The 19,497-nt window shown below is 42.9% G+C and carries 28 protein-coding genes and 1 tRNA gene; 21 read left to right on the top strand and 8 right to left on the bottom strand.

Annotated features, from left to right (window positions below; all coding sequences use genetic code 11):
• Positions 1–27: 27 nt before the first annotated feature.
• Entirely contained in the window at positions 28–915 is an 888-nt protein-coding gene (locus tag G9G57_RS03205) for a LysR family transcriptional regulator (protein ID WP_164964476.1), read from the bottom strand.
• 117 nt (positions 916–1,032) lie between these two features.
• Here G9G57_RS03205 and G9G57_RS03200 point away from each other — a divergent pair, with 117 nt between their 5' ends.
• Together G9G57_RS03200 and G9G57_RS03195 are read left to right on the top strand one after the other, a co-directional pair.
• On the top strand, positions 1,033–2,058 hold the full coding sequence (locus G9G57_RS03200; protein WP_016821509.1) for a YeiH family protein: 1,026 nt from the start codon (positions 1,033–1,035) through the stop codon (positions 2,056–2,058).
• A 236-nt stretch (positions 2,059–2,294) separates the two neighbouring features.
• The gene (locus G9G57_RS03195; RefSeq protein WP_164964475.1) at positions 2,295–3,839 is read left to right on the top strand and encodes a GH25 family lysozyme; all 1,545 of its coding nucleotides are present in this window, start codon (positions 2,295–2,297) and stop codon (positions 3,837–3,839) included.
• 70 nt (positions 3,840–3,909) lie between these two features.
• Here the strand turns inward: G9G57_RS03195 and G9G57_RS03190 are convergent, their stop codons facing one another.
• Entirely contained in the window at positions 3,910–4,176 is a 267-nt protein-coding gene (locus tag G9G57_RS03190; protein WP_045244401.1) for a DUF2642 domain-containing protein, read from the bottom strand.
• Between the two features lie 169 nt (positions 4,177–4,345).
• Between G9G57_RS03190 and G9G57_RS26160 the strand changes: the two genes are divergently transcribed.
• Complete coding sequence (locus G9G57_RS26160; protein ID WP_016821506.1) at positions 4,346–4,474, top strand: hypothetical protein; 129 nt, start codon at positions 4,346–4,348, stop codon at positions 4,472–4,474.
• 187 nt (positions 4,475–4,661) lie between these two features.
• Here the strand turns inward: G9G57_RS26160 and G9G57_RS03185 are convergent, their stop codons facing one another.
• Entirely contained in the window at positions 4,662–4,889 is a 228-nt protein-coding gene (locus G9G57_RS03185) for a hypothetical protein (RefSeq protein ID WP_016821505.1), read from the bottom strand.
• 109 nt (positions 4,890–4,998) lie between these two features.
• Positions 4,999–5,670, bottom strand: coding sequence for a cupin domain-containing protein (locus G9G57_RS03180; protein ID WP_016821504.1), 672 nt, complete (start codon positions 5,668–5,670; stop codon positions 4,999–5,001).
• 456 nt (positions 5,671–6,126) lie between these two features.
• Between G9G57_RS03180 and G9G57_RS03175 the strand changes: the two genes are divergently transcribed.
• The 6 genes from G9G57_RS03175 to G9G57_RS03150 all read left to right on the top strand — a co-directional run bounded on the left by G9G57_RS03175 (position 6,127) and on the right by G9G57_RS03150 (position 10,724).
• Positions 6,127–6,780 carry a cell wall hydrolase gene (locus G9G57_RS03175; RefSeq protein WP_016821503.1) on the top strand — a complete coding sequence of 218 codons (654 nt, stop codon included), beginning with the start codon at positions 6,127–6,129 and terminating at the stop codon, positions 6,778–6,780.
• A 186-nt stretch (positions 6,781–6,966) separates the two neighbouring features.
• On the top strand, positions 6,967–7,317 hold the full coding sequence (locus G9G57_RS03170) for a hypothetical protein (protein ID WP_016821502.1): 351 nt from the start codon (positions 6,967–6,969) through the stop codon (positions 7,315–7,317).
• A gap of 31 nt (positions 7,318–7,348) precedes the next feature.
• Entirely contained in the window at positions 7,349–8,335 is a 987-nt protein-coding gene (locus tag G9G57_RS03165; RefSeq protein WP_016821501.1) for a ketoacyl-ACP synthase III, read from the top strand.
• A gap of 216 nt (positions 8,336–8,551) precedes the next feature.
• A complete protein-coding gene (locus G9G57_RS03160; protein ID WP_016821500.1) occupies positions 8,552–9,085 on the top strand; it encodes a GNAT family N-acetyltransferase in 534 nt (177 codons plus the stop codon).
• A gap of 133 nt (positions 9,086–9,218) precedes the next feature.
• Positions 9,219–10,319, top strand: coding sequence for a glycerol dehydrogenase (locus G9G57_RS03155; RefSeq protein ID WP_016821499.1), 1,101 nt, complete (start codon positions 9,219–9,221; stop codon positions 10,317–10,319).
• 189 nt (positions 10,320–10,508) lie between these two features.
• Positions 10,509–10,724 carry a hypothetical protein gene (locus tag G9G57_RS03150; RefSeq protein ID WP_013371960.1) on the top strand — a complete coding sequence of 72 codons (216 nt, stop codon included), beginning with the start codon at positions 10,509–10,511 and terminating at the stop codon, positions 10,722–10,724.
• Between the two features lie 71 nt (positions 10,725–10,795).
• Here the strand turns inward: G9G57_RS03150 and G9G57_RS03145 are convergent, their stop codons facing one another.
• Positions 10,796–11,827, bottom strand: a complete 1,032-nt coding sequence (locus tag G9G57_RS03145) for a glycosyl hydrolase (RefSeq protein WP_044785305.1) — start codon at positions 11,825–11,827, stop codon at positions 10,796–10,798.
• 663 nt (positions 11,828–12,490) lie between these two features.
• On the opposite strand from G9G57_RS03145, the gene G9G57_RS03135 reads away from it, so the two are divergent.
• The 3 genes from G9G57_RS03135 to G9G57_RS03125 all read left to right on the top strand — a co-directional run bounded on the left by G9G57_RS03135 (position 12,491) and on the right by G9G57_RS03125 (position 13,291).
• Positions 12,491–12,673 carry a hypothetical protein gene (locus G9G57_RS03135; protein ID WP_016821496.1) on the top strand — a complete coding sequence of 61 codons (183 nt, stop codon included), beginning with the start codon at positions 12,491–12,493 and terminating at the stop codon, positions 12,671–12,673.
• A 43-nt stretch (positions 12,674–12,716) separates the two neighbouring features.
• Positions 12,717–13,043 (top strand): YnfA family protein, encoded by a 327-nt coding sequence (locus tag G9G57_RS03130; protein WP_013371956.1) that lies wholly within the window; start codon positions 12,717–12,719, stop codon positions 13,041–13,043.
• A gap of 95 nt (positions 13,044–13,138) precedes the next feature.
• The gene (locus G9G57_RS03125; protein ID WP_164964474.1) at positions 13,139–13,291 is read left to right on the top strand and encodes a hypothetical protein; all 153 of its coding nucleotides are present in this window, start codon (positions 13,139–13,141) and stop codon (positions 13,289–13,291) included.
• A 35-nt stretch (positions 13,292–13,326) separates the two neighbouring features.
• On the opposite strand, the gene G9G57_RS03120 is transcribed toward G9G57_RS03125, so the two are convergent.
• Together G9G57_RS03120 and G9G57_RS03115 are read right to left on the bottom strand one after the other, a co-directional pair.
• On the bottom strand, positions 13,327–13,518 hold the full coding sequence (locus tag G9G57_RS03120) for a hypothetical protein (protein ID WP_025365320.1): 192 nt from the start codon (positions 13,516–13,518) through the stop codon (positions 13,327–13,329).
• Between the two features lie 125 nt (positions 13,519–13,643).
• Positions 13,644–13,802, bottom strand: a complete 159-nt coding sequence (locus tag G9G57_RS03115) for a hypothetical protein (RefSeq protein ID WP_013311032.1) — start codon at positions 13,800–13,802, stop codon at positions 13,644–13,646.
• Between the two features lie 248 nt (positions 13,803–14,050).
• On the opposite strand from G9G57_RS03115, the gene G9G57_RS03110 reads away from it, so the two are divergent.
• The 7 genes from G9G57_RS03110 to G9G57_RS03095 all read left to right on the top strand — a co-directional run bounded on the left by G9G57_RS03110 (position 14,051) and on the right by G9G57_RS03095 (position 16,857).
• Positions 14,051–14,136 (top strand) — tRNA-Leu (locus tag G9G57_RS03110).
• A 142-nt stretch (positions 14,137–14,278) separates the two neighbouring features.
• On the top strand, positions 14,279–14,602 hold the full coding sequence (locus tag G9G57_RS25725) for a site-specific integrase (RefSeq protein WP_026065487.1): 324 nt from the start codon (positions 14,279–14,281) through the stop codon (positions 14,600–14,602).
• Positions 14,599–14,877 (top strand): tyrosine-type recombinase/integrase, encoded by a 279-nt coding sequence (locus G9G57_RS26155; RefSeq protein ID WP_026065486.1) that lies wholly within the window; start codon positions 14,599–14,601, stop codon positions 14,875–14,877. Before G9G57_RS25725 ends, G9G57_RS26155 begins: the two co-directional genes overlap by 4 nt.
• Complete coding sequence (locus G9G57_RS26275) at positions 14,784–15,182, top strand: tyrosine-type recombinase/integrase (RefSeq protein ID WP_316562497.1); 399 nt, start codon at positions 14,784–14,786, stop codon at positions 15,180–15,182. The genes G9G57_RS26155 and G9G57_RS26275 overlap by 94 nt, the downstream gene beginning before the upstream one ends.
• 182 nt (positions 15,183–15,364) lie before the next feature.
• Positions 15,365–15,439 carry a putative holin-like toxin gene (locus G9G57_RS26345; RefSeq protein ID WP_220124463.1) on the top strand — a complete coding sequence of 25 codons (75 nt, stop codon included), beginning with the start codon at positions 15,365–15,367 and terminating at the stop codon, positions 15,437–15,439.
• Positions 15,440–15,963: 524 nt separating this feature from the next.
• The gene (locus G9G57_RS03100) at positions 15,964–16,566 is read left to right on the top strand and encodes a hypothetical protein (protein WP_017428101.1); all 603 of its coding nucleotides are present in this window, start codon (positions 15,964–15,966) and stop codon (positions 16,564–16,566) included.
• A gap of 96 nt (positions 16,567–16,662) precedes the next feature.
• On the top strand, positions 16,663–16,857 hold the full coding sequence (locus G9G57_RS03095; protein WP_017428100.1) for a hypothetical protein: 195 nt from the start codon (positions 16,663–16,665) through the stop codon (positions 16,855–16,857).
• An 802-nt stretch (positions 16,858–17,659) separates the two neighbouring features.
• On the opposite strand, the gene G9G57_RS03090 is transcribed toward G9G57_RS03095, so the two are convergent.
• Entirely contained in the window at positions 17,660–18,478 is an 819-nt protein-coding gene (locus G9G57_RS03090; protein ID WP_019687998.1) for a MerR family transcriptional regulator, read from the bottom strand.
• An 84-nt stretch (positions 18,479–18,562) separates the two neighbouring features.
• Between G9G57_RS03090 and G9G57_RS03085 the strand changes: the two genes are divergently transcribed.
• Positions 18,563–19,000, top strand: a complete 438-nt coding sequence (locus tag G9G57_RS03085) for a GNAT family N-acetyltransferase (RefSeq protein ID WP_017428097.1) — start codon at positions 18,563–18,565, stop codon at positions 18,998–19,000.
• A 51-nt stretch (positions 19,001–19,051) separates the two neighbouring features.
• A complete protein-coding gene (locus tag G9G57_RS03080) occupies positions 19,052–19,492 on the top strand; it encodes a ribonuclease domain-containing protein (protein ID WP_017428096.1) in 441 nt (146 codons plus the stop codon).
• Positions 19,493–19,497: the final 5 nt, after the last annotated feature.

The raw sequence follows: 19,497 nt of genomic DNA, 5'->3' as shown, positions 1-19,497 counted from the left end.
TAATGGGTGCTTTTTTTCTTTCGCAGATTACCTTTTCACATTATAATCTCGCAAAATCTCCAAAAAAGCAGTGGTTGCTTTCGTCTCAAATATCGCAGAAGGGGTCAGAAAAGAAAATTTCCGAATGAACGGGAGATTGAGAATATCCAATACTTCTAATGTTCCCAAAGCAAGTTCCTTTTGAATTACCCATTGGGACAGCAAAGAAATCCCCAAGCCTGCTTCTACCGACTCTTTGATGATCTGTGTACTGCCAAAATTCATCATATGAGAAGGATAAAATCGAAGCTGTGCAAACATCTTTTCAGCCGCCTCCCGGGTTCCAGAGCCTTCTTCCCGCAGAATCCAGATGTCCTCATGCAGCTCATTTATATCCACTTGAGATTTACCGGCCAAACGATGATTTTGCGGAACGACAATAACCATTTCATCATCGGCGAAGGATTCAATGTGCAAATGGTCATGCTGAAATTCTCCTTCGATAATGCCCACATCCAGTTGATTATGGATCACGAGCTTTTCAATTTCCAATGTATTGCCGATGGTAATGGAGGGCTGAATGAGTGGGTACTGAATTCTCATTTGCGCAATTACATGTGGTAATACATATTCACCATACGTGTAGCTTGCACCAATAGACAGGTTACCCTTTGCCGTATGCATTAGCTCATCCACCAAGTACTGCATACGTGTATGGAGTCGGATAATCTCCTGGGCATGATGATACACAATTTCACCTGCTTTAGTTAAGCGCACATATTTATTACTTCGCTCCAAGAGCCGGGTTCCTACACTGCGTTCCAATGTTTGAATATATTGACTTACCGCAGGTTGGGTCATATGTAGTGCCTCAGCAGCTCGTGTGAAGTTTTGTTTCTCCGCAACCTTAACAAAAACGACTAAAGATTGATCCAAAGCTTATTCCTCCAATTTAATCATGCTATTTACTTATTATCATTATTGTAATGATTTATTTTTCTTATGACAAAATACATATTAAGCTGTATGCATGTAGAATTGGAGGGAATCAGCATGAAAAGTCATATTCAACACAGCAAACTTTTATTGAACAAAGGTCGATTGTTTCGGTTTTTATTCGGCATTGTGCTAACGATGATCTTCGCACTGGCGGGATACGTCCTGAATGAAGTACCAGGCTTTCATTATGTAGGTCCATTGGCATGTGCGATGTTTCTCGCTATACTATACCGACAGTTGTGGGGATATCCTGAAGCTGTACGCTCAGGAATTGAATTTTCAGCTAAGAAAATACTGCGCGGAGCTATTGTGTTGTATGGACTGAAGCTGAATATGGATGTTGTTATTCATCAGGGGCTGGGGTTGCTTTTACGTGATGTAGGCACTGTGGTGTTCGCCATTTTTTTTACGGTTTGGCTGGCCAAACGATGTAAGGCAGATGCTTCGCTTTCTCTACTTCTAGGGATTGGAACAGGAGTTTGCGGTGCAGCAGCAATAGCAGCTGTATCTCCCTTGTTAAAGTCGGACGATGAGGATACAGCCATAGGAGTTGGACTCATTGCCTTGGTCGGAACGGTATTTGCTATTTTGTTTACAGTGCTTCGACCTTGGCTTCCTCTGACGGATATGCAATATGGAATCTGGTCGGGCATCAGCTTACATGAAATTGCACATGTGGCCTTAGCAGCAGCGCCTGCCGGACAGGATGCTCTTGCCATGGGTTTATTAGCCAAACTGGGGCGTGTCTTCTTACTCATACCGCTTAGCTTTATTTTAATGTATTGGATGAAACGAACCGGAAAGATTCGTACAGGTACTAAAGTGGAGTTCCCCTGGTTCCTCATTGGCTTTATTGCGGCAAGTATTTTGGGAAGTTATGTTTTTGGAAAATATATTTTAGTTCCACCTAATCTAATGAACGAACTTTCTCAGCTTACTACCTTTATGTTAACGATGGCTATGGTAGGCATGGGGCTGAATGTGAGCTTTAAGACTTTAAGAGAGAAAGCAATGCTGCCCTTACTTGTACTGTCTGTTACTTCGATCATTCTTGTAGGGCTAACGTTTGTAACTGTATAAATTGGAAGTATGTGCTTGTGATGAGATTGTAGCAAATGAGATTAGTAAAACTGGAAAGAGCTCTGCTTGCGTATAGCTGGCGGAGCTTTTTAGTGCTTTCGTATTACAAGGCTGAAATATATAATGAATGAATCGTAACTTTTTACATAGGAGTCGCGTCTATCAAAATGGAGGCTTCAGAGGTGCATAGAATGTAAAATTTACATAGTGAAAAATTAGAGATTGGTAGGGTACATATGAAGAAAATTAGTTTATTTGCTTTTTTGTTTCTGTTTCTATTAGCATTTCCAGGAGAAAGTCACGCTGCGTCTTCAAATTCACATATTCAGCTGGACGGTAAAGATATAAGTGTCAGCAAGGGTGCGCAGATTCAGGAAGTAAAGGGCAATGTGCTGGTTCCACTCCGTCTTATTGTAGAGGAATTGGGTTATAGTGTGAATTGGGAATCCAAGACAGGTACCATAACTATACATAAACAAAATCTCAACCTGAGCCTTCAGGTCAACAATCCCATTGCCTCAGTTAATGATCAACCGATGGGGCTGGCTGTAGCTCCTTTGCTGAACGGGGGGACGACTTATGTTCCACTTCGTTTTGTATCTGAACAGACAGGAGTTGAAGTGGTCTGGAACAACGAACTTAAAACCGTATTTTTGACGACTCCGTCTGCTTCAAGCGGAAACAGCGTGACCACCCATGATCACTCTGCTACTCAAGCTGCAAGTGATGCTACAGAGAGTGAGCGTACAGCTATACACCAAATTAACTTCAACAATCACGAATTGATGATAACGGTGGATGGAAAGGTAAGCCCCAAAGTAACCACATTGACTCAACCAGATCGTATTGTTATAGATATACCTGATTCGAAGTTTGGCGAGGAATTTCCAGCTTCGCAATCTATTAACAATGGTGGACAAGGAAGCTTTCTAGTCACAGAAGATCTAGATGCTTCCAAGGTAAGATACTCCATGTTTAGCACAAACCCAGCCTCGGCACGTATTGTGGTTGATCTTGATCACAGCACACCCTTTCATCTTATTAATGCAGATGATGGTAAAGTTGTCATAGCGTTGGATCAGGCTTCGGAGGAGTCAGCATCTACCGATACTGTTATATCTACTATACCTGTTGAGCCTACGATTTCTTCTGACGGACACGCGCAGGGGATTGACGTCTCGCACCATAATGGCAATATTGATTGGCAGCAGGTGGCGGCAGCAGGCAAGACATTTGCTTTTATTAAAGCTACAGAGGGCACCAAGTATCAAGATAATCAATTTTTAGCAAATGTTCAGGGGGCCAGAGATGCTAACATCCTGGTTGGCGCTTATCACTTTTTAAACGCAACTACCGTAGATGGAGCTCGCCAGGAAGCAGCTAATTTCGCCAGGGCTCTAGATTCAGCAGGAGGAAGGCTGGATCTGCCCCCTGTGATGGATTACGAAAATAATCCTAAAGGTCTTACTTCCGCACAGATCAGTGAAGTGGCTCATGCATTTTTGGATGAAATGGAGAAGCTTACCGGACGTGAGCCGATCGTATACACGGGAAATGTCTTTGCTTCCAAGTTTGATCCTACGTTTTCTATGTATAAATTGTGGGTAGCGCGATACAGCACTACGCAAAAGCCGACCGCAGTTCCAGCTTGGAATAGCTGGTGGGCTTGGCAATACAGTAGCACAGGCAGTGTTCCAGGTATTAGCGGCCAAGTCGATCTAGATGAGTACAATGGAACGATAGATGAACTTCGTGCTTCATTGGCAGGCTCGCTTGATTAGAAGGTTCATGTCATGATTAATCCTCGCGAATCCGGATAGGATCTGCGAGGATTTTTAATGTCTGATTTGTTTAGCTGGGCATGATCCATACGATTTCGCTGATTCGAACAAAGAATTTTTTTCCGTATACATCCAAGATGACATGGTCAGGCTTACTATCTACTACGCATCCATCAATTCTGCCACGTGTTGTTTCAAGTACAACGTACTTGCCGATCATTGATTTTAATGTCTCTACGACATATGGATCTACGGGGTGTACCACGACATGGTGGGAGGTAGGATGGTGAGGAAAAGGTTGGTTAACGTTATAATTAAACATTTGATTTGAATTCAATTGCTTCACTCCTTCAGGATTAGTTGTGATATCCTATGCTCCTGCCTAGGAAAGGTGTAGGCTAATGCCCATCCGTGAAAATATTCATAACATTGCCAAAAAGCCCGGTCCATAGGAAAGCTCCATACATAAGCTATGTTGTACCTTGAATTAAAGGAGGCAATGATCCATGAGTGAATGTGAAAGAGGTTGCGGTGGCGGTTCGGTAGGGGGCTACCCAGGCGTTTGGACATCGACAGGAGCTATTCTGGTATTGTTCATTCTGCTCGTTATCATTACAAAGTCTTTCTGGATCTAAATTCAATTGAGTAGCTTAACCCCTCATTGGTATATTACCGGTGGGGGGTTAAGTGCTTTAGAGAATGGATTGTATGATAAAACACCCCAAATAACAGCGCACAAGCCCAACACAACTGTGCAGGGCTGGGGAGCTGTCAAATGGGGTGTTTTGGCATCAATAAGCCGAAACGGGAGATGGATGAGGATTAAATTAAAGCAATCGCTAATAGGGTAAATAGGCTCAAAGTTAAGATTTGATCACCATACCCGTAAGGATAAAAGGCAGACGTTTGTACACGTCCGTTCCGCTCGGTTTTTAAGTACACATTTTTACGATCCACATCCGTAATGGTTCCTTCGTACTGTTTTCCGTCAATGGTGAGAATACGCACCTTTTTATTCATACAGTTCAAACAGTTGTAGTAAGCGTCCATTCAATCACCCCCTCTTATACACATTGGCATTTTATGAGAGGGAAAGTCTTATGGTAACGGCGAACATACAGGGAAGGGGGATTCCGGCGTACTTCAGGTCTGACTAGGGTTAATCTTGCTCTTGATAGGGATTAAAGGAAAAGCCAGGGTATCCATGAGTATAGGTGTAACCTCTTTGGGGGGCGATCTGACGATGTGATGAAGTATCGTTTAGCCTTACATGAATCCCTGGTTTTCGAGGTGGCTGCTGCTTGCAGTCATTGGGAGGACCGATGATGACAGGTTTTTTAATAGGGGCGAGCGCTTCCTGAACCTTTTTCTCATCCAGGCAGTAAGTATGAGCCATAATGTTACTCGGCGTTAGCCGCAAAACATCGGAGCCTAAAATGAATTCAGGGACTGGAGCGTTAAAAATCGCCAACAAGTGAGTGTTGTCCACCGTGGCGACTAGATAATGCCACCATCCCTGAGGGACGTTAGCCACCTGTCCAGGTGTAATCGGAAAATGTCGTAACTCGCGAGTAAAGGGATTAATCAGTGACACGGTCACTGCTCCAGAAATACAGTATATTAGTTCTGTGGCATTTTGATGGTAGTGAGGCTCTACAACATTAGCAGTGCTGAGACGGATATCCAGTAGCGATACATTTGCTAATGTATTCAGCTGCTGGATCGACAGCTCGTTGACTGAGTTCTGAGCATCTTTCTGAAACAAAATATTGTCGCTTAAATCATAGGTGAACTGTACAGTGGGAGAGGTGTAATCCATATATGAATTCACGTGTCCTTTCCTGCCTTTCTGTTACTCGAAATGAATGATCGTACGCTACCCTATGCATTCGCCTATATTTATGTGCACAAAATGTGGTTTGAAAAAGCAAATGTCAGATTCAGGTCCTGGGTAGATTGAATCGAAAAATAGCGAAAAAAGTCACGTATTCAAGTGTAGTCGAAATGTGGTCTATTGCCCTCTCATACACGTCAGCCCCTTAGGAATGGTGTTTTATTAGCTTAGTTATTCTTAGGACCAGAGCCGGATGATACGTAAATGCGGCTTGTGGTATACTGCAACGGACGTGTGAATGCATCAATATCCGATTCCATATATAGCCACGCGTCATTTCCGCAGCTAGTCATAAGTTATGGCAAAAGAAGCATCATCGGATAAACGTCCCTGAGTTGTACAGGCCGGAATGGTTGCACCGGACAGAACATGAAAGAGGAGGTTGTCTGGAATATGAAAAAATTATCTATTTTAATCCTGTCCTGCGCATGCATGTTAGGTACAGTATTATCAGTCGCACCAGGACAAGCACAGGCACAATCGTCAGCTTTAAAGAAAGGGATTCAAAGCGAACGGGTGCTGGAGCTTCAACAGCAGCTTCATTCACTCGGTTACTTCAAAGCTGGTTTTACGGGATACTATGGCTCTTTGACCAGCAAAGCGGTGGCTCGTTTTCAGCGGGATAACGGTCTGACGCCTGATGGTATAGCGGGAGCGGCAACACAGGCCAAGCTGGATTCGTTCGGAAAGGTCCGCGTAACCGCGTTGGATCAACTGGCACGGATCATTTATTCCGAGGCGCGTGGGGAATCGTTTGAAGGACAAGTAGCTGTTGGCGCTGTCGTATTAAACCGTGTGCAGTCCGGCGAGTTTCCAAGCTCGATTCCCGACGTTATTTTACAGCCGGGTCAATTCACCGCTGTACAGGATGGTCAATACCGCCTGAAGCCCAACAAGACTGCGTACCGAGCAGCCAGACAGGCACTTAATGGGGCTGATCCGACCAATGGGTCCTTGTTTTATTACAACCCAGCGATTGCCACAGCCAAATGGAGTAAAAGCCGTCCGGCTGTCATCTCACTTGGTCGTCATACATTTACGAATTAATTCCATATGAGCATTTGTAATTTTTTCAGCCGTCAGTAGCTTCTTCTAGAAGTGGTGACGGCTTTTTGTGTATTCACAATTTTGTAATATATTAGGGGTGATGTATCTCGTTTTATATTAAAAATTCTACCTATTATTCCGATACTCTTAATAGACAAAAAATGAAATCAAAGGAGTCTTTCTAAAATGAGTCAACATCCTTATACCATCGAAGTGGATCAAGTCATTAAAACGGTACATATGGCAGTGAATGGAGTTTTTAGCCAAGAGGAGTACGACAGCTTTGTAAAGGATTATATCGCCAAAACTTCATCTATTCAGGCATCGAGCTTTACACTCAAGGTAGACTGCACCCAAATGGCACTTTTGGGACCAGGTGAAGTAGAGAAACTGAAGGGTTCTTTTGCACGTTATAAAGAAACTGGATTTGCCAAAATAATTTTTGTTATCAGCCTCCAGCAAACGATTATTAAAATGCAGCTTGGTCGCGTAGCACGTGAAGCAGGATTAAACAACGTAGATATTGTAGTACAATAATGCGCTGACGTATGAGTAAGGGGGAAACCTGATGAGCCATATCAGAATAAAAGCACTGGGAGCGTATCATCCGTCCCACTCGTTGAATAACGAATATTATATTCGCCATTTTGACGAGCGGGGAAAAGATATCCGGCGCTTCATGGAGCATATGGGAAGAAAACACCGCTATATCATTGATGACCCCAACGAAAACGGTCTAACTATGGGGATAGCAGCTGCGCAAAAAGCATTGGAGCAAGCTGGTATGACAGGTCGTGATGTGGATATGATCGTGTTCTCCACTCAAGTTCCTGAGTCGCTGTTTCCGATGAATGCCTTGTTTGTTCACCAGGCGATTGGGGCCAGACATGATGTGGCAGTGATGGATTCCAATGCGAATTGTGCAGGGATGACAGTAGCTGTCGATCAAGCCAGTCGGTCGATGTTATCTAATCCCGATGTACGGACAGCGCTTATTATCGGCTCAGATTATAATTCGCTCATTTCCGATCCTGCGGATGAGATTACTTATGCGAACTATGGGGATGCTGCGTGCGCAGTTATTTTGGAGCGTACTGAAGAGGAAACTGGATTCATAGATTCCCTGTATTTTACGGACCCCGTCAATATAGATAAAATTTTGTACCCAGCTCAGGGGTTAGCGGCGACACTTCAAAGGAACGCGCCCGGAAAATATATTCAATGGCTTCCGTTCGACGCCAATATGGCCCTGCCTCCAACATTTGAGCTGCTTGAACGCATTATAAAAAAGAATGGGCTGACGCCTCAGGATGTGCGGGCTTATTGTCTGTCGCAGTTTTCATTGGCCAATGTGTTGAAGATCCAGGATCATTTGGAGCTAGAGGATGATCAGATGATTTATGTGGGTGATCGTTATGGTTATACAGGTACCAGCAGCCCGTTCATTGCTCTATATGAAGGTATTGGATCAGGTCGTATCCGGCGTGGCGATCATGTGCTATTCTGGACGATCGGAGCTGGATATCAACTGGTTGCTATGTTGTTCAAATATTAGGAATACGAAGACCTTGCAGCTGCAAGGTCTTTTTGTATTTCCCACCATGATAATTGTAATGATTTGGTTGTGTTAGGGGTGATTATTTTGTAAAATTTAAACATTGAATTCATAAGGGAGAGCTCATATTGCGGACATTGGATAACATGACAATGATGACGGAAAACATCGTACACAATTCATAATAGGAGCTGAAGGGTTATTAAAATCGAAAATTTGTTTTACGGGGAACGAATAAAACTGGCGGCAGTTAGGGAAGAAGATGCTGAACTGATGTTCAAATGGGGCGAGGATGCGAAGTATTTGCGAAATGTAGATACGGATTTGGCACTCCCCTACACGTTGAAACAGATGGAATCGGAAGGATCTCCTAGCTCTAACGAGATCTATTTTCGGTTAAGAACATTGGCAGACGATGTCTTGATCGGATTTGTTGCTATTCATGGGATTGAGTGGAATAATCGCTGCGGGCAGCTGGCAGTAGGTATAGGTAATACAGACTACCGTGGCAAGGGGTTTGGAGCGGAAGCTATACGTCTCATTCTTCGTTATGCGTTTTATGAGCTGAATCTTAATCGGGTCGGCTTGGATGTGATTGAGTACAATACACAAGCGATCCGTACCTATGAAAAGGCAGGGTTCCAGCTGGAGGGTAGAGTTCGTTCCGCTGTTCTCCGTGATGGCAACAGCTATGATCGTATTATGATGGGCATCCTGTACTCTGAATGGATTTCGACTCTTCAAGAATAATAGATACACAATTTGTTCATAAAATATTCCATAATAAGCCTTTTAATAATGTGGAAAGAGGTTTATAGTTAAGGGGTCACATGCCCAAATCATTATTAATTTGAGTATGAGTCAAAGCTGAGGAGGAATTTACATGACAAATGTTGTAAGGTCCGTCACTTCACCCAAGAAATTTATTTCTGGACAAAATCTGCTCTCGTCGTTAAATGACTACATCAAGGATTATGGCGATAAAGCCTATGTTATTTGCGATGAGTTTATACTTGAAAGAGCCCAAAAGGAGGCAGGTGCTTCGATTGAAGCAGCTGGTAACCAAGTGGTCTTCGAGAAATTCCAATATGAATGTACAAAAGAAGAGATTGATCGTAACCGTGAATTAGTACGTAAACATGGTTCGAACATCATTATAGGGATTGGCGGGGGAAAAACGCTGGATACCGCCAAGGCAACAGCATATTATGAAAAGCTGCCTGTTGTTATTTTTCCAACGATTGCTTCTACAGATGCTCCTTGTACCGCGCTTGCGGTTATTTACAAGAAGGATGGCTCTTTTGATGAATATTTGTTCCTGCCTACGAATCCAGATGTAGTACTTGCGGATACAGGTATTTTGGCAGCGGCGCCTGCACGTTTCTTTGCAGCAGGAATTGGTGATGCACTGGCAACTTATTTTGAAGCTCGTGCCTGCTATCAGGCCAACGGGGACAATCTGGTGCTGAACAAGCCTTCCACTACAGGTCTGGGACTTGCTCGCCTTTGTTATGATACATTGCTGGAAAATGCTGTGAAGGCCAAACGCGCAGTGGATCGTAAAGTGTATACTCGTGCGGTTGAGGATACGATTGAAGCGACTATTTATCTGAGTGGTGTGGGAGCAGAATCAGGTGGATTGGCAGCGGCACATGCTATTCATAATGGTATGACGGCTGTTCCTTCGCTCCACAAAGCACAGCATGGTGAGAAAGTTACTTTTGGCTTGTTAACTCAGCTGGTGCTGGAAAACGCGCCAAAAGAAGAGCTGGAGACTGTGATTAAGCTGGTTAAGGATGTAGGGCTTCCATTAACTCTTCGTGACCTGGGTGTAGAGGAATTTGTTGAGGCTGAATGGCGCCAGGTGGCTGAAGCTGCTTGTGCGGCAAATGATACGATGATCAACATGCCGTTCCCGGTTAGTCCTGATGATGTGTATAATGCAATCATCGCAGCCAATGCGATTGCAGAATCCTATCAATAATAGTTTCTTTCTAATTAGAAAAGTGAACTTTACAAAGACGGGTCTGTCATAACACTGACAGGCCCGTTTCGTTTATGTGCACTAACGAGTGAAACGAAAGAAGGGACCAGGGACTTATATCCTATCTTGTTCTGACCGATATAGATATAACAGGGAAATTAGGTTGGTCACACAGCAGGAGGAGATTTGATGTTGGTACATGGTAAAACACGTAGGGGCAACTTGTACATCCACATGTCCAGCGGTTTTCACAAGATTGGGGATTTTCGGGAAGAATATTCCGTAGCACCAGGTGATCGGCTGATGTCTAGATTAACCAAGCGGATCTACACCATTGTATCCGTACATCTTGGTGAAGAGGCGTATGCCGATCTTGATCTTGAAGAGGTAATCAGAAATAGTTAGAGAGTTTCTTTTGACTGGGTATGAAAAAAGCTTGTATTTCGCTCTAGGAGCAAAGTACAAGCTTTTTTCTTTCAGCGGAGGGACTCATGGAGAAGATCTCGTGTGATAATATTATTTTGGTTCATAAAATGTCTAATGGTTGCCTGCGAATTAGTTGCCGACAGTTCCTTTCCCCATGTCATAGCATAAGCCCAGGCTGGCTGATTCTGTAGCACCTTCGCACTTGGCAGAATATCGCTTTCTCCGATTCCCATAGGCTTGCCTTGTGCAAGCTTTAGCAATTCAGTGTAGTAGGAGGATTTGTAATCATTATTATAGATATCGGCTGCAAGCACATCTACCCGGTTAATGCCTGGAAAGGACAGATTATAGGGCGTGCTGTATGCGTTCGGGGCATTGGGACTCCAGACCCACAATAGGTTATCTAAATGATGGACATGTACGAACCGATCATACATTAGATCCCACAGCTTAGCGTAATTTTGTTTGTTCCCCCACCAAAACCAGTTGCCGTTCATTTCATGATAGGGTCTCCATAAAACTGGTACATCCGCATCCCGTAAGGTCTTAAGGGACAGAGCCGCCTCGTCCAAATCAGCGATGAGCTGCTTATATTGCGGGGTACCCGGCGTGATGTAACGATTAAATTCAGCTTGAGTAATTTTTGCTTGTACGTTTTTCCACGTTTTTGGCTTGCCCGGTAACGCCTGATGAAAGGTGATAGCTACGATTCCGCCGTCCTGGCTCCATTCAATAGCACTATTCACAACGCGCTGACGTTGCTCTCGTAAAGCAGTACGGGACTGATTAGCCAACCCACCAAACTCATAGCCGTGAAGTCCTGCGAATTGTCCGCTGATTTGTTGCAGCTTGTTATTTTGTTCATCCGGTGCCTCTAAATAATCATGCTGTCCAGAAATTAGCATACCATCCGGTACATTAGTTAAATAGGCAAGTAATTGCCTGGCTTTGGCAGAGGCATGAGCATTAATTGGCGGGGCGGCATCGGCAACAATGAACGATTGTTGAGAGCCGCTAAAGAGTAAAACAAGCATTAGCAGTAGCACCCTCTGTAACCAAAAGCGTGTTGAGTGAGATTTCATGGCGCTCCTCCTTTGATGCTGGTAATGGGATTAGTGTTTTTCTTTGTGTTTTCTAAGTTGTATGTAGGCGCTAATCATGATCATTATCAGACTAATCATAGTCCACCCATTGAGTTCCTGCGATTGTATCCAATTGTCCCACACAAGGAAGCCTGATATAAAAACAAGCAAACCCACTATAAGGTACATTTTGGTTTGTGCTGGACGCTTGGTACGTTTAGAAACCCAATGTATGATGCCCAAAATGATGGCTGCCTGAAATAAAAATATACCCATTATCATTAAACTAGCTATAAAAATAGGGGACATCCGTATCCTCCTCCTAGGTCTACAAACAGAATATGCAGGTTGTAACCGCAGATGTGGATTCTTAGATGCAAGTTTTAGGACAGGGTGAGTAACTGTTGTGCTCTGGTTATGATCTTGAACAAGTTGACTAAATTATACCATAACTACCGTCCTGCAATGAAAGGCGTCTAAATACCCACTCTACCTTGATTCGCCATCATACTTTATATTCAGTGAAATATCGACATATGGTTTGTACACTACGTACATATGAAGCTCCGTTTGGAAATGGTGGTAAAGTATAAGCATAAATGCAACGCGAAATCGACGGAAAAGTTTGGTATGATTAAAGTGGATTGCAAAGGAGGTTTTCATATGAATGAAGAAAACAGACCATTTTCTAGTCCAGCAGATGCTGAGGGAACCAAAGCAAACTTTGATGCCAATCAGCGGAAGCTTCACTCCGAGGGAGCTTCAAGCCTTTGGCGTCAGGTCAGTAATCTGCTTATTCTGGTTGGCGTAATTGCATTGATTATTATTATAGGCCGATTACTTTAATGAGATGACTGAAAAGTCAAAAAGATTAGGGATGTGAAATGGAGTGTTAAAGGCAGCTTTACTTTTTATTTTGGCTGGCATCGCCGAAATCGGAGGTGGATATTTGATCTGGCAGTGGCTGCGAGAAGGCAAGACATGGTATGTCGGACTTTGCGGCGGAGTGATTTTAGCTGTCTATGGAGTCATTGCCACCTTCCAGGTTTTCTCCTCCTTTGGGCGTGTATATGCAGCATACGGAGGTGTCTTTATTGTTCTTTCCATTGCATGGGGCTGGTGGATTGATAAAAAGACACCTGACTTGTACGATTTCATTGGTGGATTGATTTGTTTAGTAGGCATAGCTGTAATTCTGTTGCCGCGCTCAGGTTGATAGGACAAAAACCCCTTTTTTATTTTTAAAAACATGACTATAGGTCTACAAAAATAAGCTTCATATTCCGAAATAGAACTTAAGGAGGGGGTTCTATGAACTGGAATCAAATGAAGCTTAGATTGAAATTTGGCAGTGCTATGCCGAAGAGTGAAGGTAATTTCTCTTTTGGTCTCTTGTGTGGACTCTCCATCAGCATTGTGCTGTGGATCTCAATTATTGGTTGGATCATGCTTATCTTCAAGTGATGCTTAACAAAAACCTGTGACTTATAATTCATGCTTTATTTTGTAAAATCATTACGTAGTTTGTCTATTCCACGGCCTACGGCTTCATCAATCATATCGGTAGCTGCAGGTGAATCGGCACCAGGGTCAGGAATCCGATCAAATCCTGGTTCACGCTTATCCAGAGATTGTTTATATTCGATTTGATCGTCAGTAAGACTCTTTTTTTTTGAATTATGTTTTTTCATAGCACATTACACGCTCCTTCTTAGGCATGGTCAGTTCTACACTTTACATAAACGCTTATGCTCCATATTAAACGCTTATAAAATAAACCGGGAAGGATAAATCCCGCCCGGTACTTTCCAAACAACTAGCGATGCTCAATCAAATCAATCGCTCCCAGAACAACATGAGCCAGTCCGAAACCGAGAATGCCTGTAGCTGCAAGTTTGTACTTACTGCTCAGCAACACAGCGCCTGAAGCCGATACTACCGTCCCAAGAACAGCTGGAATCATACCTTCACGCATTCGTAACACCCCTTCTGGTGGTTTGGAAAGACGTTTATTAGTGTAGTTCAAATGTGCACAAGTTATACAAAAAGAGAAATTTTATTATTTTTTAAAAAAACACTTTACAATTTGATAAAAATATCGTATTATAAGTTGGTGCCCAGATGAACGACATTTACATAACGAGAACACTTCTTAGTAAGTAAGCTTCTCAGATACTTGTAAGACAAGAACAAGTAAGTGTAAAATAGCGTTCCTAAATGCTTGCCGGGGTGGCGGAATTGGCAGACGCACAGGACTTAAAATCCTGCGGTAGGTGACTACCGTACCGGTTCGATCCCGGTCCTCGGCATATCAACGTTTTATCCCGATCACATTAGCGTTAAATGGACGAAAATAACGCGAGTTCCTGTGTACCTGCGGACTACTCCGTTATAACTACACAGGACCAAGGAAACGCCTCACCGTTAACATGCGGAGGAGGCGTTTTTGTTTTGGCAAGATTACGAAGTATAAAACCTACGGCGGGCAACCGAACGGACTGGCGTCAGCTTCTCACGGAGTTCCTGTCGTACAAGAAGCTGGAGGACGGAGTCGGTCAGTATACGTTGGACGACTACGATCGAACCGTTAATCTGCTATTCAAGCGGTTTCCTAACGCGTGGGACTCGGAGCAAGCTTTGAGGGACGCAGTAATGGAGCATTTAGCGCAAGACATCGCACCACCAACGTTTAACAATCGACTCGTTTACTTGCGTACGTTCTTTAACTACTGCATAAGTGAGGCGAATTATCCACGAACCCACTCGCAACTATGAAGAAACGGGAGACAGAAGACCGGGCGGTCTCTATCGAGGTAGACGTACTTAATGCGTTGTTGGCCGCGCCTAACCAAAACACATTTGTCGGTTTACGCGACTATACGCTCATCCTTTTAACGCTTGATACAGGCATCCGCCCGTCGGAGGGTACGAAGCTAATACCGCAGGATTTTAACGCATCTTTGCGGGAGATTTACGTACCGGCGAAGGTGGCGAAAGGTCGTGTGGCACGGACGCTTTCTATATCGGAGACTACAACGAAGGCGCACTGATATCGGTACGCGCACCTGAATGTGGCGATGACGTTCCGATATTTTGTTCGTACGAAGGGCGGCCGCTTAATCGCCATACGTGGGGCGACCGGATAGAAATATACTGCAAAAAGATCGGAACACATATCCGACCGTATGATTTGCGGCATGTGTTTGCGTTAGAGTTCCTACGTAATGGTGCGAACGCCTTCGCTACTCAGCGGACTCTTGGCCACGCTACTATGGAAATGACACAGCGTTACGTGGCGATTGTAAACAGCGATTTAAAGCGGAGCACGAGAAGGCCAGTCCGGTCGATCGGCTAGTTAAGAGTACGTAGGCAAAACGTAATACGAAAATATAAAACGTATGTGCGTAACGCTCATCTCTTCGGAGGTGGGCGTTATTTTCTAGGAGAGTATAAACTAGTAGGCAGTGAGAGGGGATGTGTTGTATAATTAGGCAAGCAAGGCATAGCAAAAAGCGGCTACCCAGGAGGTGACCGCTTATGACCGTATATGAATCATTGTCTTTAATGATAATGTTTGCTGCTCTCGTCATTGTAATAAGACGCGAAAAATAGCCCGCTTCCGACCAAAGATAACGGCTATTTTTCGTAAAATAAGATGGGATTAAATAGGGCCGCGCTATGTCTTGCGATATTAGCGACCTTTTTCTTTTTGTAATACGTTACATCTTTAGTTTACACAATTTCATCCCAATTGTCATTACTCATTATCTAATTAATTAGTTAGTTAGATAGTAAAAAAGATTATTTAGCTAATATAAAAAGTTAACTAATGAAGACTAATCCGCTATTCATCGCAGCAGTCGTCGGTCTCACGTAAGTACGGAGCCGCGCCCGATTTCGGAACGTGGCAAATCGGAGTAGACATTGTGTCGTACGCGTTGATCGAGACAGGCGTGTACTCTACGTTCAAGTCGGAACAAAAGGCGGAAGGTATGAAGTAACGGGCTTAACGGACTCATTCGCGCGATAGTGCGTAGGTGGGTCCGTTTTTTCTTTATAGATATAGGAAAAATATACTAGATTGCGAGCTGGATACATAGTAAAATGTGTCTATATTAGTCGAGAGGATGTATTTTATGGAGGAATTAAGTAGTTATGAAGTTGTAGAGACAAAACAGACAGCGCCACTAAATAAACTCGCATTAGTCGCGACGATACTAGCAGGCGTTGCAATTATTGCTTCGATCGTACTGTTAGTTGTGAACCACAGTCTAAAGGCGCAGGTATCGTCGCTAAAAGCGGAAAACGCAGCCCTAGCGAAGTCGGTGGATGACGTTAAGGCAGCGCAGGATACTAGCGCGCAAGAAATAGCTACATATAAGTCAGTCGCGTATATGACGGAAGCAGCCCACGTTATCGAGGGTTCAGTAGTCACCGATGATTTCGTAGTGGATCGGATATACTTCAGCCAAGATGGGGGTAATCTTGATAGCGTGACTATGGACGTTACTAATCAACCAACGATGGAGCTTGCGTATAAAGGAAAAGGTGCATACAATGTTGGAGACCGCGAGTTGAGAGCAAAGGCTGATAGTCTTATAGCGGCGGTCAAGAAGTACTATAGTGATGCGCCGGGAATGCCGAAATGGACGGAATCCACAGCAGTCAATTTGTCCGTTCAAAACTATGATATCGGTAGTTACGCTGACGGTGAGTTTAAACTTGTCGGGGAAAAGTAATAAATCTAACGAATAGTCCGTTCTTCTATTAGTGACAGTAGTCAATTTCAGTGGTATTATTTAGGGGAATGTGGCTAGATACGGAGGAGATTCAGAGTGAAAGATCAAGAATCCGCAGTAGCAACGAAGGCAACTGAAGAAGTCGATAACGATCCGAGTTTTTGGGATATGTTTCCGGTAGATAAACAGGCAGCGAGGATAATTTCCGGTTTAATCATCGGAGGAATCATCCTGTGGTTCCTGTACGGACTATTACGTTATGGTCTCGTATTTAACATAACGATAAACTAAGCGCTTGTCTCTTCGGAGGCAGGCGCTTTTTTTTCGTTTATAGACGTAGCGTATTTAGAGCGGTGCTACTTTACGAGTATCCTGCCCGAGGTATTTTCGCATTAGTATTCTAGGTTCTGCTGCAACGAACGAGTTGAGCATCATAAAGCGTCCGTGGTAACCTCGACATTGATATAGCGCGACGACTTGAACGGAATCCTGCGTTTCTTCGTATACTTTTTAACGCCACGTCTGCACATAGTGGCTCGTATGTCCTTTAGTTCGCGCTTACTGCGTTCATCGCCCGCTCGACAACTTCTGCATTGGGGCCTGCGTGCGTAATCCGGCTGATTCTGAAAGTATACGTTTGTCGCGTTCAAAAGCGGTAAGTGCCTGCGGTAATAATAAGTATGTACGGACGAGTGCGTGGTCCTCTGCGGTTATCTGCGTACTCATGTTGCGAGCCTTTGTGTTAGCTTTGACAAGGGTGGATAGTTCCTCTATATGCCATATTGGCATATCCACGTATTCCTCGGAGGTTTCATTTTTTGTGTCGGTTATGTCTGCCTGTCTATTTTCAGTGTGTGAAATGTTTTCTTCGATACGCAACCGATTATTTACAAAGTCGCAATCATCTTCGTCCAAAGCAATCAGTTCCCCGTGTCTGTAACCCCCTATTGCCCCGAGAAAGTAAAATCTCCAAACTGAGTCATTCTTAATTAACGATTCAATAACCTCGGCTGCTTCTTCTTCCTCAAAATAGTTTTTCAGTTCTTTTCGTAGCCTGATGAAGGAGAGATTGAGGTAAAGTAGGAGCCTACCCTTATTCTAATATGACTTCCATCATAATTTTGGTAATATAATCTTTTTCCCGGTATTTTACCACGGCATCATATATATATTCTTCATAAACATAATCTCCTAAAGATAAGTTTAGTCGATCCATTTCCGAAAAAAGTCGATCATAGGTTTCATGAATGCTCTTTTCTTCACCAATATGGTAGCCCGTTAGAAAATATCCTTTCTTAGTTTTCAAATAAGGATAGTCCTCCCGAGGATTAGGTTGCTTTATGTACAGATAACTGTAGTTCGTATATTCACCCTTCAATACTTGCTCTTTTTTTGTAATACCCCCAATAGGATATCCTGTATCGAGAAATGATACATATAATTCGTCAACAAATTCTGAAACCACTCTCACAAAATCTTCTTCCGAAATATTTTTTATATTTTTACTAAGATAAAGTGTTGCTTCTGCGTGTTCTTCAAGAGAAATCTGATGAAAATCTAACCGCAATGCCTCTTCCATGAGTTCTATTTTTGCGTCAATGATCCTTTCCGTCATTTCAATTTCTTTTCTTTTTTTAACAATGTTCTCTTTCTGTTGGTGCATTAAAGATAAAAAGCTGGCAGGTGATTTGTGTTTCATATACTGCTGGATTTCTTTGAGTGACATTCCAAGATCTTTTAACAATTCAATCACGTTGAACCATTCTAATTGACGAATAGAATAAAAACGATATCCTTTATCGTTTTTGTAAATCGGAGAAAAAAGGCCAATTTGATCGTAATAGAGTAATGTCTGCTTATTAACTTTACATAGATCGGAAAATTCCCTCGGAGTAAAGTACTTTTCATTCATTTTTGAGTGCCTCCCTTGACTGTATAGTTACTATATACCATATGATCGTTTTGTAAACAAACTAAATGGAAAGGTTTTGTTATTATGTTTAGCGAAATTCGGGTTGTAACGAGCTCGAATGAAAAAGAAGTACTTTCCTTAAGCATAGCTAAGGATCAGCGACAGTTTGTAGAATCCATCTCACAGTGTTTACAAGAGGCTAGGGAGGATACTCGTTTTGTACCAGTAGGTCTGTATAAAAATGCTATACCAGTGGGTTTTGCTATGTACGGTAAATTTGAAGACGAAGTCTGGTTCGATCGGTTTCTAATAGATGAGCGATTTCAGGGAATGGGCTTGGGCAAATATTTTATGGAAAAGCTTATTTCATTTTTAGAAAATGAGTACCCTGGCCACCATATTTATTTAAGTGTTTATGAAAATAATATCCATGCAATTCAATTATATAAACAATTTGGATTTACTTTCACAGGTGACTATTATACACCAAAAGAAAAAATAATGAATAAAAGAAATCAATGAGATTGATAAGTTTTGAACATAGGATGTAACTATCAAAGGAGATTAAATGTAATGAATGTTAAAAAATATTTAGGTGTCTTGCTTTTTATTTTAGTGACCATCCTGTTTACAGGCTGTTCGCTCCAAACGGTCTCATTAAAGGACTCGACACACAGCAGTTCTGTTTTAACGCAATTTGATGAAGTCGCTAAATATATTTCGGAGCATAATGATCTTCCCGGGAATTATATAACCAAGAAAGAGGCCAGAAAATTAGGCTGGGAGCCTAGTGAAGGAAATTTGGAAAAAGTAGCCCCAGGCAAAAGCATAGGCGGTGATGTATTTCGAAATCGAGAAGGCTTGTTGCCTGAGAAAAAAGGGAGAATTTGGTACGAAGCAGACATTAATTACTCAGGCGGAACTAGGGGGAGCGATCGAATTCTCTACTCCAATGATGGCTTAATCTATAAAACAACTGATCATTACCGTACGTTTGAGCAACTAAAAGAATGAAGGAG

This window comes from Paenibacillus sp. EKM211P (assembly GCF_011066175.1).
Lineage (GTDB): Bacteria > Bacillota > Bacilli > Paenibacillales > Paenibacillaceae > Paenibacillus > Paenibacillus polymyxa.
This window is presented reverse-complemented; position numbering and strand designations above follow the sequence as displayed.

Excerpts from the sequence above, each read along its gene's own strand:
- G9G57_RS03200 (WP_016821509.1), top strand. The coding sequence starts at position 1,033 with ATGAAAAGTCATATTCAACACAGCAAACTTTTATTGAACAAAGGTCGA.
- G9G57_RS03195 (WP_164964475.1), top strand. The coding sequence starts at position 2,295 with ATGAAGAAAATTAGTTTATTTGCTTTTTTGTTTCTGTTTCTATTAGCA.
- G9G57_RS26160 (WP_016821506.1), top strand. The coding sequence starts at position 4,346 with ATGAGTGAATGTGAAAGAGGTTGCGGTGGCGGTTCGGTAGGGGGCTAC.
- G9G57_RS03185 (WP_016821505.1), bottom strand. The coding sequence starts at position 4,889 with ATGGACGCTTACTACAACTGTTTGAACTGTATGAATAAAAAGGTGCGT.
- G9G57_RS03175 (WP_016821503.1), top strand. The coding sequence starts at position 6,127 with ATGAAAAAATTATCTATTTTAATCCTGTCCTGCGCATGCATGTTAGGT.
- G9G57_RS03170 (WP_016821502.1), top strand. The coding sequence starts at position 6,967 with ATGAGTCAACATCCTTATACCATCGAAGTGGATCAAGTCATTAAAACG.
- G9G57_RS03165 (WP_016821501.1), top strand. The coding sequence starts at position 7,349 with ATGAGCCATATCAGAATAAAAGCACTGGGAGCGTATCATCCGTCCCAC.
- G9G57_RS03155 (WP_016821499.1), top strand. The coding sequence starts at position 9,219 with ATGACAAATGTTGTAAGGTCCGTCACTTCACCCAAGAAATTTATTTCT.
- G9G57_RS03150 (WP_013371960.1), top strand. The coding sequence starts at position 10,509 with ATGTTGGTACATGGTAAAACACGTAGGGGCAACTTGTACATCCACATG.
- G9G57_RS03145 (WP_044785305.1), bottom strand. The coding sequence starts at position 11,827 with ATGAAATCTCACTCAACACGCTTTTGGTTACAGAGGGTGCTACTGCTA.
- G9G57_RS03135 (WP_016821496.1), top strand. The coding sequence starts at position 12,491 with ATGAATGAAGAAAACAGACCATTTTCTAGTCCAGCAGATGCTGAGGGA.
- G9G57_RS03125 (WP_164964474.1), top strand. The coding sequence starts at position 13,139 with ATGAACTGGAATCAAATGAAGCTTAGATTGAAATTTGGCAGTGCTATG.
- G9G57_RS03120 (WP_025365320.1), bottom strand. The coding sequence starts at position 13,518 with ATGAAAAAACATAATTCAAAAAAAAAGAGTCTTACTGACGATCAAATC.
- G9G57_RS03115 (WP_013311032.1), bottom strand. The coding sequence starts at position 13,802 with ATGCGTGAAGGTATGATTCCAGCTGTTCTTGGGACGGTAGTATCGGCT.
- G9G57_RS26155 (WP_026065486.1), top strand. The coding sequence starts at position 14,599 with ATGAAGAAACGGGAGACAGAAGACCGGGCGGTCTCTATCGAGGTAGAC.
- G9G57_RS03100 (WP_017428101.1), top strand. The coding sequence starts at position 15,964 with ATGGAGGAATTAAGTAGTTATGAAGTTGTAGAGACAAAACAGACAGCG.
- G9G57_RS03090 (WP_019687998.1), bottom strand. The coding sequence starts at position 18,478 with ATGAATGAAAAGTACTTTACTCCGAGGGAATTTTCCGATCTATGTAAA.
- G9G57_RS03085 (WP_017428097.1), top strand. The coding sequence starts at position 18,563 with ATGTTTAGCGAAATTCGGGTTGTAACGAGCTCGAATGAAAAAGAAGTA.
- G9G57_RS03080 (WP_017428096.1), top strand. The coding sequence starts at position 19,052 with ATGAATGTTAAAAAATATTTAGGTGTCTTGCTTTTTATTTTAGTGACC.